Below are 13,000 nucleotides of genomic sequence, written 5' to 3'. Positions count from 1 at the left end.
TTCAAGATGATGAATAGCGGTTAAATGATTGCTGCCGCTTTCCCTGCCAGTTTCGTCAAACCTGGACGACCAACAGAATAATATTGAAGATTAGATGCCTGAACCTGTTCAGCACTATACAAATTACGACCATCAATCATAATTGGATCGTTCATGATCTCGGCCAGTTCTTTCAAATCGATATGAGCGAATTCTTTCCATTCGGTCAACACACACAAGGCGTCTGCTCCTTCAGCAGCGTGAAGTGGATTCTCTTCCCACGTGATGGAGGCTACATCTACCTCTTTACGAAAATTCGCAGTTGCAATGGGATCATAGGCCTTAATTACTGCTCCAGCATCACTTAAATGCTGAATGATATCGATCGCTGGAGCATCCCGCACGTCATCTGTCTCCGGTTTAAACGCTAATCCCCAGACAGCAATTGTTTTTCCTTTTAAAGATCCCAGCGCCTCTTCCAGTTTGTGAATGACATGGAAGCGCTGATCCTGATTTACTTGGACAACGGATTTTAACAGTCTGAAATCATAATCGACCATGCCTGCGATCTGAATTAGTGCCTGTGTATCTTTTGGAAAGCATGAACCTCCATAACCAATGCCTGCCTTCAAAAAGGAAGCTCCAATACGCTTATCGTAGCCCATGCCTTCGGCTACTCGTGTAACGTCAGCCCCTACTTTTTCGCATATATTCGAGATTTCATTAATGAATGAGATTTTGGTTGCAAGAAATGCATTGGAAGCATATTTAATCATTTCGGCTGATCGAATATCCGTAATGATCAAGTTCTCGGTCAATGGCCGATGAAGTTTTTTTAGTGTTTTAATTGCACGATCACTGTTCGTTCCGATGACAATCCGGTCAGGATTCAGCGTATCATTAACCGCAGATCCTTCGCGGAGGAACTCGGGAACAGAAGCCACATCGAAAGGCTGAGATGAAATACTGCTAATCAGCTCGCGAACACGATCATTGGTGCCTACAGGAACGGTGCTTTTGGTCACGATAACTTTGTAGCTCTCAATGTGACTTCCAATCTCTATAGCTACTTGCTCCACATAGCTCAGGTTGGCTTCGCCGCTCGGAAGAGAAGGCGTGCCTACAGCGATAAAGATAATATCCGACTGGCTAATTGCTTCAGCAATATTGGAGGTGAACGATAGTTTGCCTGCTTTCATGTTGGAAGCCATCAACTCTTTGAGGCCTGGCTCATAGATAGGAACGTTGCCCTCGTTGAGCATCTCCACTTTGGCCTCATTGTTGTCCACACAGATGACTTGGTTGCCGATCTCCGAAAAGCATACTCCCGATACAAGACCTACATACCCTGTTCCAATCACCGCGATATTCATCTTGTTTTCCCCCAATTCACGCAATTTTGGATAATATCTGTCCATTCCATCTCTATTCGTACGATATCCTCTTCCACCAGTTCACTACCCATCTGAACTTCAATGATTTCAAGTTCGGTTACGGCTTTTACACTGTGTTTACTACCTGCCAGAATGGAAATGACATCCCCTTGATTAAGCAATCTCAGTTCACCATCCAGAATCAGTTCGCCTTGACCCGAAACAACTGTCCAAACTTCATTTCGTTTGAGATGGTATTGATAAGAAAAATTCTTATCCGCCCCAACAATAATCCGTTTGGTTAATACCTCTTCTCCTCTGGCATTACGCGTGTAATCAAGCACTTTGTAACAACCCCAGCGGCGTTCCTCATACATAGGACGTTGAGTATCATCCTTAAGAATCTCTTTAATCTGTGGACTTGCCTCTTTCTCACTGACCAGAATTCCATCCGGACTGGTCGCAACAATAAGATTGGAAACCCCCAATACACACACCGGAATATTCAACTCATTGATCAGATGTGTGTTCACCGAACTGTTCGTCATTACACCTCTTCCCACAATATGGGTACTCATCTCGTCCGTCAGCGTATTCCATGTGCCGAGATCTTTCCAATATCCCTCATAAGGTGTAACCACAATGTGACTAGCTTTTTCGACTACTTGATAATCAAAGCTAATTTTCTGTAATCTTCCGTATTGTTTCAGCATCTCTTCATACTGAATTGGCAGTTCAAGGGAGATCAGCAGATTAATCAGATAGTTCAGCTTGAATGCAAAAACCCCGCAATTCCAAAGGGCAGATTGCTCTATCATCTCTGCCGCTTCAGTCTCACAGGGTTTTTCTTGAAAACGTGATACTTTGGCGTAATGGTTATGTTTTTCGGTTTCATGTGGATCAGGAATAATATAACCGTATTTCTCTGAAGGATACGTGGGTTTTACCCCGATTAATGCGAGCTCCGCACCAGACTCATCTAACACTCCTTCAAGCTCCGTAACTTTATAGAAAAAGGATTCCTCTACATATGGATCAACGGGAAGTACAGCAACCGTTTCGTTCAGACTGACGCCCTGTACCGAGTACAGATAAACAGCTGCCAAGGCAATTGCGGGAAAAGTATCTCTGCGTTCCGGCTCTACGACAAGATCAACCTCATCGCCCAGTTGACTCCGTAAAATCTCCACCTGTGGCTTACTCGTTGCAATCGTGGCCTGTTCGCTTAATCCCGTATGCTTCAGTTGCCTCCATACCCGTTGAACCATGGATTCAGTTTGCCCTTCAGGGCCCTCCAGTACTTTCAAGAACTGCTTCGATCTCGTATCGTTGGATAAGGGCCATAACCTCTTGCCTGATCCACCGGAGAGAAGTACGATTCTCATGGTTATCACTCCACTCTCTATATTTTACACACATTGAGCCCGGTTTTTTATACTGTTGCGGTTGTTTCCATATACTTAGGTGTAGGTGGAGAGATCGTTTTTGAGGAGGTATCCATGTTTGCCGTGTTAACTTCATGAGTCCATATCCGATAATATCCAGAGTTTTTCCCGTAGGAGTTATCAATTAGCACATTTGGTTTTGCCATAAGGCAGGATAAGATGTGTCCGTGTAATCTGGAAGAATGAATCATGCGATAGTCCGCGAAACAACGAATAGCCTTGTTCACCAGATAATCACTATATTTCATCCATAAAAACTGTGAAATGGCTCGTGGAGCCCGCTTTTTCAGTCCTTTACTGATGTAATAAATTAGTTTCTTTTCATATCTGTTATATAAAGTTGGCCAATCTAAGTAGTCACCCTGCTGCTCTGTTGAAATCGAAGATTGTTGAGAGATTTGTTCAATATCTGTTCTAAAGAAATTCAACTTTTCTTTACGTGGGGATCGTTTCAATTCAATTGGCCATAATTGATGTGCCATATCAGGAATTAAAGCCACCTCACAGTTGGGGAAATTCTCGGATGCAATTTGAAACGATATTTCATCTCTAACATATATATGGAGATCTGGATGTTGATTAAAAATAGCAGCGGTTCTTTGAAGAGCAGACTGATCCTTATAAAATATCGTCTGAGGAAGAATCACAATCTTATGATTCGGATAATGCTGAACAATATTTTCTCTCAATTTTTGATGTGCTTCGTATAAATCGCCAAAATTCCCGCCACCATGGAGTACAATAATTTGATCTCGTGGTATTTCAACCGGATAATCAAAATCATAAACACTATATCTATGGGTGACGTGAATACGGTGGTCTTTAAAAAAAGTCTCTGTTCCTTTCATAATAAGAAGATCACCACAATTGCTATGGACAGGGTAATCAATATAATAAATTTTGGAATTAGAAGGTATGACCTCCAGTATGGTTTCAAGCTGCTTTTTCAACTCATCCATGGGATGAGTTCTTTGCGAGTTTGGCATCTTTCCGGGCTCCTTTAAATAGATTCTTCTCTCTGAATTGTTGCTTCAGGAATTTGATATCTTCTTTGTCATAGAGCATGCTTCGAATGGGAAGCTTGAACAGGACCGAGATCGAAATCAGCGACATCAGAATGCGAACAAACGAACCGGTTAGCAAAGCAATTCCAATGCCCATCAAACCAAACATAGGGGTAAGCACAAAAAATAACGTCACTGTTACTGCCAGCGCAATGATCTGCCTCAGCACGATAACCCCAGGCCTGCCGAGTGCATTAAAAGCCGAAGCCAGTATCCACGATCCTCCACCAACGATGCATTCCAACGAAAGCAAATAAAATACGCCACTGGCCTGCAAAAATTCTGGACCGAAGAGAAGGCCTATGAAAAAACGGCCTATCAGCATACTCGGTATAATTACGATGGTCATTAGAACCATGCTAATTCGAAAAGCTCTGCCAACAAGCAGCAACACTCGCTCCTTCTCCATGCCTGCCACTTTTGGAAAAATGACATTGATAATTGCGTTCTGTACGACATTGAACATCCGCGAAAGCGCATATACGACGGAATAAAGACCGAAATCACGAGGCGTAAGCAGAGCAATAATGATAATCTTGTCGAACTGGGTATAGAGCGTCCCCAGCAGCTCAACACCATACACGCGAATGCCATAACTGAATAAATGCACACAGGCTTTAAATTGATGGATCAGATAAGAAATTGATGCAAATATCTGTCGCCTCATCATGAACATATAAACGACCAATACAAGAAGTGTCGAAGCAAGACTCACCGCAATTGCTCGTTCTACCGTAAGTGAACCAGTCAGCCAGAAACCGATCAACCCAACCAGATTCAACAAAGGTACGAGTAGCCTAGACAGATTATAAATGTGAAACCGCTCTGTGCCCTGAGCGGCTGCCGCCAGGACTCCCGTCAGAAGCAGGACCGGGACCATAAGCACCGTGTACCAACGAGCCAGAGCGACCAATGTTTCCGAATATCCTGCAAGCCAGGAGGACATGCCCACCCAACTGATCAAACCGACAATCAGACTGATTGGTAGCTGCACGACAAAGCTCATACCAATATAGGTAGAGAGTTGCTGCTGATGCTTTTTCACGTTATAGATCAGTGAAGTAGGCAGACCAAATGCCGCGAGTCCGGACAGCAGCGCTGGCCAAAACAGTACGGTGGCGAGTTCCCCTTTGCCCGTTGCTCCAAACATGCGGGCCGTCAGGATGGAGGTAATTGTAGTTAGCGCCATAATAGCAATATTGGCGAAACTGGTCAGGAAAATCGTTTGAAGCATACTGCGCTGTCTAGAAGGTTTAGCGGTGGCTATGCTCATTACGTGTTCAATCCTTTTCCATTGCGTAATGAACCGACTATCGTTCCATTACGATAAGAAATTTTGGCCATCTGACTGGTTACCTTTTTAACATTGTTGAACGAGATCGCAATGAGCAGAGCCGACTGTGCGATTCGAATCAGATGTTTATAAATTCCCCATACGCTCTTTTGATAGCGGGTTGCGTCACTAATACCCTGCCAGTATACCCGGCGCAACAACCAACGCTTATTCAACCTGCTTTTGGCAATCTTATGTTCTACAACCGCATATGGACTGTAATAAATTTTATAAACTAACCGAACCCGGCCAATAAGTTCACTCTCTTCGCTCGACATCAGGTTATTTCCCACACGTCCAAGATCCACTCTAAACGGCTGGATTTCCCTAAAAATGCTCTTTCTAAAAGATACGTTCGCCCCAAAAGGAATATGGGGTGCCTTCATCTCCACAATACTTTCGGAAAAGTCCATTACTGTGTACAAACTTACAATATCATCTGGAATCCACTCCGGTTTTCCACCTTCCCAAATGGGCACGATCTTGCCCCCCACACAACCGATGGCAGGATCCATATCAAATATTTTGATAACTTCGGCAACCCATGTAGGAGCAGCAAGGGCATCGTCATCCAAAAACAGTACAAACTCTCCATTTGCCTCCTCAATGGCCCTGTTTCTTGCATAGGACAATCCTAATTGGGGCTCAAAAACATAGCGCACATGTTCCGGAAAGTTCAAGGAATCAAACAGTTCTTTTGTGTTATCGGTAGAACGATTATCAATAATCAAAATTTCATAAGTCATGTAGTCAGATCCGCCTTTTAATATACTATTAACAGCCTGCATCGTGTCATTTCCCCTGTTATGTGTGCAGACGGCTACTGATGCCCTCATCTTCTCACCCCAAAATATGCAGTTTTTTTGTCCTCAGGCCAATTGTCTTAACAGCTGACCACGATGTGACCAAAGACAATGATTGGTGACCCACTCATAGCCATTATCACCGAGCTTTTGTGCCAGTTCCTCATCCACCACCAATTGTTCGATCCGGTCCGCAATCTCATTTTCGTCCAATGGATCAACAAGATAGCCGGTAACGTGATCCTTGATGGCATCCGGAATACCGCCGCTATTGCCACCAATGACAGGTAACCGGTAATAGTTAGCTTCCAAAAATACAATCCCGAAACCTTCAACATCACCTTTTTCCTTAATATTTCGACTGGGCATGATAAACAGATCAGAGCATTGATACAATTGATGAAGCTCATGATCGGGGATGCCCCCTGTAAAAACGACGATATCCTCAAGAGCATACTGCCCAACCAAACGCTCCAGCTCGCTTCGATAAGGTCCTTCACCGCATATCACATATTTCAGATTAGGAATGCGCGGGGCGACGTGGCGAATCGCTCTCAGCGTAATGTCATGACCTTTCCGTTCTACCAGCCTGGAGACGGTGATCATCACCTTTTTGCCATGCAGATCATACTTATTTCGGACATCTTCTTCCTCACTTGAAACACTCTTCAACTTACCTATGTTCAGTCCTGGTGGAATAATCACAATCTGTTCTTCCCTAATGCCCAACTCAATCAACCTTGATCTGGTATATTGGCTATTGGCAATTACCTTATCGGAACGGCGCAAAATGTGCATTAAAACCGGAAAAAGCTTACTGTTCAGCATACCCATGACGTCCAGTCCATGAACGTAAGTGAAGTATCTGGTACGGAAGCAAGCTTTCATGACCGGTCCGGCAATTCCTACGGGAAACACGTTGATAAAATGGATTTCGTCAGCTTTTCTGCGCCATTTCAGCACAACTAGCTGGATAATTAGAATAATCTGTGATATAAGCAGGAGCACTTTATTTGAGTTCCAAAAAATTCGCTTCCGTATAATCTCGAAATCGGTCTTTTGGTCAAACTGCTTGGACTGCTCCGTATTCTTTATTTTATTGGTCAGAACGGTGGTTTCCTCCGCAGACATCTGCGAAATAAGTCCATAAGCATAATCATGAATTCCTCCTTTCTCAGGGGGGAAATCAATCGCAACAAAAACTTTATTCATATCCGTATCTCCCTTGAAAGACCGTGGCCGGCCTCTTTATACCGTATTCATGATAATGTTGACCGTATCTTTGGCACATTTGTTCCAGGTAAAGAACGCCGAATGCTCCTTACCCCTAACGGACATTTTTTGACCTAGTTCTAAGTTTGTTGTAATTTCAATTAAATGTGCGGCAGCTTCCTGAGGAACAAGTGGATTAAAATATAGGCCAGCATCCCCGCATATCTCAGGAATCGAAGCACGAGAAGATACGACGACTGGACATCCCAGCGCCATTGCTTCGAGAGGAGGTAAGCCAAAACCTTCATAGAGCGAAGGGAAAATAAAACCCGCTGCATGCTCGTATAACGCCAGTAGTTCTTCATCAGATACATACCCCAACCAATGAACAGCATCGGAATGAGGCGTATCTTGCTCTCCGAATACCCTACTATTTTTAGAACCCACGATAACAACTTTCAAGTTATGCCCTTCAAGTTCAGGCAATACATCAAAGATCATTCTAAAATTTTTATTGGGATTCATCGCGCACACAGCCAAAATATATGGACCCTTTAATTGATACTTCTCTAAGATTCCCTGTGCAGCTTGTATACGATGAATGTGATCAATACCTAAATAAGTCACCTCAATCTTTTCTTCATCTATTTTGCAATTATGAATCAATTCTTTTTTTGAAAAATGAGATACCGTAATTATTTTCTTTGATGATTTTCCTAAGCGCGCCAATAAAAATTTATACCAATTACGAAAAGCAAAGGAGAAACCCTCCGGGGAGCTAAATACTGCTGCATCATGAATAGTGACGATTTGGTTTTTTTTGAAAGCCGGCCCTGTATTACACATGTTTATCAGCATTCCCTCTCTTGAATATAAAGGAAGTTCAAACTGTTCCCACAGGTGCCCTTTTAATTTGCCTACGACTCTATGACAAATGTGTTTAAGTTCAAGTTTCGTTATTACATTGTTAGGTGATAATAAGAAAAATTGATATTGATTTAAATCAATATCACCTTGTTCAATCAGCCTATCTATTTCTTTCACCAGCTCTATTGCATACCTTTGTACCCCTGTAACGGTCTGGGTCAAGAACCGGGCATTGAAATATATTTTAATCATGTGCGTCTCCCATTCTCTCCGAAAATTTCGGTTGCTTAGTTGTAGGCACCTGAATTTTCCCCCGCAGATTAGATACTTCATAGTAAAGGTTTACAATTTCTTCATTCATTCTTGTAGAACTAAATTTTTCTTTATAAATGTCATACCCTTTATTCCCCATATCTGATAAAGTAGCTTTGTTCAAGCTCATCAACAATTCTGATAATTCGTCAGATTGATCTACATCGAATACATAACCATTTATCCCATGTGATACCAATTCCGGTAACGCTCCACGATTGCTAGCGATCACGGGCTTCTTGTTCTTCATCGCCTCCACTGCCGTCAGACCGAAGCCCTCCCATCTGGAAGGCACAATAACCGCATCACATTTCTGATAATGTTCATCGATTTCCTCGTGGTTAACCCATCCTATTCGGACAATATTATCTGAAAAATTCAATTTAATATCATCTAACACAGGCTCACCTATTACATTTAATGTAATACGCTGCTGTAAGTGTTGATGTCGTTGAAATACATCCAAGATGATGTCTAATCCTTTGGCCCAGTCGTAACGACCTACGAACAAAAGCTGGATACGTGATGATTCCTCCAATGATTGATATTCTGGCCGTTGAAGATGAGGAGACTTACTACTCCGCTTCTCACTAATTCCGCTGTATACTAATTTCGATTTGAAAGGTGACATTCCAAACCGAATGGACTGTTCCTGTTCACGTTTTGAAATATTTATGATACAGTCGGTCTTGAACTCCAGTATCTTCTCGATCATAAAATAAACCTTTTTGAGCCAATGTTTGGTGTCCATCAGAAAAGACCAGCCGTGCGAACAGTAAATCACGCCGGCTTGGCGCCGGGAAACAAAAAATAAGCCTCTTACAAGCATGCCCGCAAAAGAACTGTGTACGTGAATAATATCCGGTTGAATTCGTTTAATAGCTTGGTGGATCTGTCTCATAACAGAGAAAAAGTGCTTGGGATGGCGCTTATATTTGTAACGTACAATCCGATCCGGCTCCAAATCAAAGTCCGAAGCCGAATTATAATCACTCATCAGCAGATAAACATCGAAAAAACGACGTTGATATGCAACGACCTCGTTTAAATAAGTCGCAACTCCCCCAACAACGTATTCTCCTATATGCAAAACCTTCATTTAAGCTCACCCGCTTCATATGGTATATCGCCTATTTCTTTTTGCTGATAAAGGGCCATTCCAACGACAATCCATATCGATATATTGCCAGGAAACATCTCAAGTACGTTCGTCGTAAGACTTGATGCTGCCACGCCGACGCCAAGTGCAATTGCCATCTGTGGCAAACCCATTACGTTTACTGAAGGTATCCGATTCATTCGTTTTACCAGGTTGATCAGAATCCACATAAACAAGGCAAGCCAATACAACATGCCCAGCCATCCTGTCTGTTCATAAAACGAAAAATATTGATTATCCACAGCAAAATTATTCGATTGTATACCGATGACATGTGTTCTTCGACTCGCTGCACCTACGGAGCCAATACCGTTTCCAATCATCCCTGCCGTCGAAAATGGCGATGTCAGATTCGCACCCCAGGTCTGAAAACGGTCCGTCAAAGAGCTTACGGAGAGCAGATTGTAGCTATTCAGCATCTGGATACCGAGCATGACGGCCGCTGGCAGCAACAGAAAAACACCGCCTAGTAGAAGTACGTTATGTTTATTGTATTTCCGAACACGGAGAAGAAACATAACGACCTGATAAACTATCCAAAGAACCAGAGCAGAACGGATTGTGGATAAAAGCAAAAAGCTAATTGATAACAGCTGGATACTTAAGCGAATTAATCTATGCTTTTCCGCCAAGCGAATTCTCTCGGCGATCAGACCTGAAATGAGCAGCGCATATGCGTAGCCGTCAGGCGAATACGTAATGGAAGACAGACGTGGAACACCTTCCAGATAATGTTTGATGTTTACCCCATAGACGAAACCAAGTGAGATCAACTTCTCTATGCCAAGTGAATATTGAATCAGCCATCCGGCGATTAATAGAAAAAAGATGATCAGATTCGTTCTGGCAAATAAATATATTCCCTTACTTTTGGCAATAAACATTCCCGCAAAGATCATCAGTATCGGCAACAATGTGATCTTGAACCCGTAGATCAACGTAACAATGCTTTTGCCCATAATCAGGCTCAAGGAACCAATCACCACAATTGAACCGAGCAAAAATAAAAAGGGAATAATGAACTCCTGCTGGCTTCGATATACTTTGCTTAAAGCAAATACAGCAATTAGAGCCATTCCCGCATCCTTTAGAGACCGAATGAGAATATTGTCTACATATATGGAAATGAGCCCATAGCATGAAAGGTAGACCACCAAAATATGCATCATGGTCTTGAACAAGGCGTGATTTGATTCGTCCTGGGCTTTTACGTATACTGGGGTGCCTCTATTCATAGAAACAATGTGCATGTTAACCTCCATTACCTGATCAGCTTTTCGTAAATGTCCATATGCTCTTGAAGCAGGTAAGCTTCATTAAAGGTTTGGCTATGCAAATGACATCGCTCTTTTAGCTGTATTTTCTCGGGTTCTCTCAAGCGGTAATAATGCGTAATTGAGCGTGCAATTGCCTCAGCGCTATGGGCAGGAAAGGCAAATTCTTCAGTATCCAATAGAATCTCGGACATGCCTCCTACACGCGAAGCATACACGGGCGTACCTACTTGGTAAGCTTCAATGACAACTCTTCCAAAGGGCTCATCCCATGTTGAGGGAACAATGATTACGTCCATAGCTGCCATCTGTTTCGCAATCTCCGAATTCGCCACTTTTCCTTTGAACTCGATACGTCTATCCGATGCCGCTGAATTCTGCAAGGGGGAGAGCAGCGGTCCTTCCCCAAAAATACAAAGTTGGCCAGCAATATTTCGATCCAGTAGTTTAATAGCATCAATTAAATAATGGACGCCTTTTACTTCAGTTAACTGACCGAAGTATCCAATTTTCAACGGGCGGTTCACGTTAGCCACTTTCTTCTTATACAATTCTGCAACGGACGGAGCATTCTCTACGATATTATGAACTACGTGTTTGTTTGAGTCTTCAAAGAACCCAAGAGAAGTATGACTGCCCAAGATATGATTGGAGATGCCAATGACCGAAGATATTGTCCGACTGAATCTCTTTGAAATAGTTCGGTACATTTTGGAATATAAAGATAGGTTGATTGGATCAATCAGGGAAAAATCCCGTAACGTATGCACCACTGGAATACGCATTTCATACGCGGCCCTCCAGATCGCCAGACTAAGACCGGGGAGGTTCTGTGTATGAACCAGCTCAGGCCTTGTTCTGGCTAGATACTGCTTGATGTGATGATACTGCCTTACATTAAACACATCTTGAAGGCGCCACATGATTTTGCTCGGAATGGATACACTTCGGTCAGCGTCCCCTATCCAATATCGATTGTTGTAGGGCAAACGGACGACATTAATTCCATTTACATGGTCTAATCGAATTTCCCTGTGTCTATGTTCACCGACGGTCAAGACTTCGACTTCGTAATGACTACTCATTGTTTGTGCAAGGATTTGCGTTGATATTTCAGCCCCGCCAATGACATGCGGTGGATACAAACTGTGGGCAATCATTATTTTATGCACTTATCTCAACTCACTTTGTTCAGCTTCATGGGGTTTCCTGCAGCGTGGCACGAACATTTTCAATCGTTAGCTTCAGTCCTGTTTCCAGTGAAATTTCCGGCTCCCAGCCGAGCACTGTCCGTGCCTTACCAATCATAGGACGACGGACTTTGGGATCATCCTGCGGCAAAGGCAGGAACACCAACTTGCTGTCGGATTGGGCCAACTTTTTTACCAAATACGCCACTTCAAGGACAGTGTACTCTGTTGGGTTGCCGATATTGATAATCTCGCCATTCGCCTCTTCCGTTTCCATCAGCTTTTGCAGACCACGAATATTGTCATCCACATAACAGAACGAACGGGTTTGGGAGCCATCCCCATAAACGGTGATGTCCTGCCCCGTGAGTGCCTGTGTAACAAAGTTAGAAATAACACGGCCATCATCGTTCCGAAGTCCTGATGAATACGTATTAAAAATACGCGCTACCTTCACAGGAACACTGTGTTTCGTGTAGTATTCATAACAAAAAACTTCGCCCAAACGCTTGGCCTCATCATAACAGGCTCTAGGCCCCCAAGTGTTCACGTTACCTCGATAACTCTCAGGCTGCGGATGAACTTCGGGATCTCCATAAGCTTCACTCGTACTCGAATATAGGAACTTTGCTCCTTTGGTACGGGCGAGCTCCAACAAATGATAGGTTCCTAGAGTGTTCACCCAGATCGTTCCGATCGAATCTGCCTGATAGAATTTGGGTGAAGCGGGTGAAGCCAGATGATAGACTTCATCTACTGGCTGATCTATCAAAAAATCCAGTGAGTCGGACAACGTAACATCAGCTTCACGGAAAAAAAAGAGGGGGCTGTTAGCCACCTCTTGCAGATTTTTAGAAACGCCTGTTGAAAGGTTATCTATTCCGGTAACCTGATGTCCTTGATCAATTAATGATTTGACTAGATGTGAGCCTAGGAAACCGGCCGCGCCCGTCACTACAACGTGTTTCAATGCGATCACACTCCATATT

11 protein-coding genes are annotated in these 13,000 nt (G+C 43.2%); all 11 read right to left on the bottom strand.

Going from position 1 to position 13,000, the window contains the following annotated elements:
• Positions 1 to 20 precede the first annotated feature (20 nt).
• Entirely contained in the window at positions 21 to 1,352 is a 1,332-nt protein-coding gene (locus ACDJ58_RS05155; RefSeq protein WP_413376072.1) for a UDP-glucose dehydrogenase family protein, read from the bottom strand.
• Positions 1,349 to 2,737, bottom strand: a complete 1,389-nt coding sequence (locus ACDJ58_RS05150; protein WP_413376070.1) for a sugar phosphate nucleotidyltransferase — start codon at positions 2,735 to 2,737, stop codon at positions 1,349 to 1,351. Before ACDJ58_RS05150 ends, ACDJ58_RS05155 begins: the two co-directional genes overlap by 4 nt.
• A gap of 47 nt (positions 2,738 to 2,784) precedes the next feature.
• Positions 2,785 to 3,783: a polysaccharide pyruvyl transferase family protein gene (locus tag ACDJ58_RS05145; protein WP_413376068.1), complete on the bottom strand. Its 999-nt coding sequence runs from the start codon at positions 3,781 to 3,783 to the stop codon at positions 2,785 to 2,787.
• Positions 3,749 to 5,134 carry a lipopolysaccharide biosynthesis protein gene (locus ACDJ58_RS05140; protein ID WP_413376066.1) on the bottom strand — a complete coding sequence of 462 codons (1,386 nt, stop codon included), beginning with the start codon at positions 5,132 to 5,134 and terminating at the stop codon, positions 3,749 to 3,751. The genes ACDJ58_RS05145 and ACDJ58_RS05140 overlap by 35 nt, the downstream gene beginning before the upstream one ends.
• Complete coding sequence (locus ACDJ58_RS05135; protein WP_413376064.1) at positions 5,134 to 6,030, bottom strand: glycosyltransferase; 897 nt, start codon at positions 6,028 to 6,030, stop codon at positions 5,134 to 5,136. The genes ACDJ58_RS05140 and ACDJ58_RS05135 overlap by 1 nt, the downstream gene beginning before the upstream one ends.
• 33 nt (positions 6,031 to 6,063) lie before the next feature.
• Positions 6,064 to 7,209, bottom strand: coding sequence for a glycosyltransferase family 4 protein (locus ACDJ58_RS05130; protein WP_413376062.1), 1,146 nt, complete (start codon positions 7,207 to 7,209; stop codon positions 6,064 to 6,066).
• Positions 7,210 to 7,245: 36 nt separating this feature from the next.
• Positions 7,246 to 8,328: a glycosyltransferase family 4 protein gene (locus ACDJ58_RS05125; protein WP_413376061.1), complete on the bottom strand. Its 1,083-nt coding sequence runs from the start codon at positions 8,326 to 8,328 to the stop codon at positions 7,246 to 7,248.
• On the bottom strand, positions 8,321 to 9,487 hold the full coding sequence (locus ACDJ58_RS05120; protein WP_413376059.1) for a glycosyltransferase: 1,167 nt from the start codon (positions 9,485 to 9,487) through the stop codon (positions 8,321 to 8,323). The genes ACDJ58_RS05125 and ACDJ58_RS05120 overlap by 8 nt, the downstream gene beginning before the upstream one ends.
• Positions 9,484 to 10,623, bottom strand: a complete 1,140-nt coding sequence (locus tag ACDJ58_RS05115) for a hypothetical protein (protein WP_413376057.1) — start codon at positions 10,621 to 10,623, stop codon at positions 9,484 to 9,486. Before ACDJ58_RS05115 ends, ACDJ58_RS05120 begins: the two co-directional genes overlap by 4 nt.
• 185 nt (positions 10,624 to 10,808) lie before the next feature.
• A complete protein-coding gene (locus ACDJ58_RS05110; protein ID WP_413376055.1) occupies positions 10,809 to 11,993 on the bottom strand; it encodes a glycosyltransferase family 4 protein in 1,185 nt (394 codons plus the stop codon).
• A 25-nt stretch (positions 11,994 to 12,018) separates the two neighbouring features.
• Positions 12,019 to 12,981: an NAD-dependent epimerase/dehydratase family protein gene (locus ACDJ58_RS05105; protein WP_413376053.1), complete on the bottom strand. Its 963-nt coding sequence runs from the start codon at positions 12,979 to 12,981 to the stop codon at positions 12,019 to 12,021.
• Positions 12,982 to 13,000: the final 19 nt, after the last annotated feature.

The sequence above is a fragment of the Paenibacillus taichungensis genome (assembly GCF_047302525.1).
GTDB lineage: Bacteria > Bacillota > Bacilli > Paenibacillales > Paenibacillaceae > Paenibacillus > Paenibacillus taichungensis_B.
The sequence above is the reverse complement of the archived record's forward strand: the minus strand, read 5'-3'. Positions and strand labels throughout refer to the sequence as shown.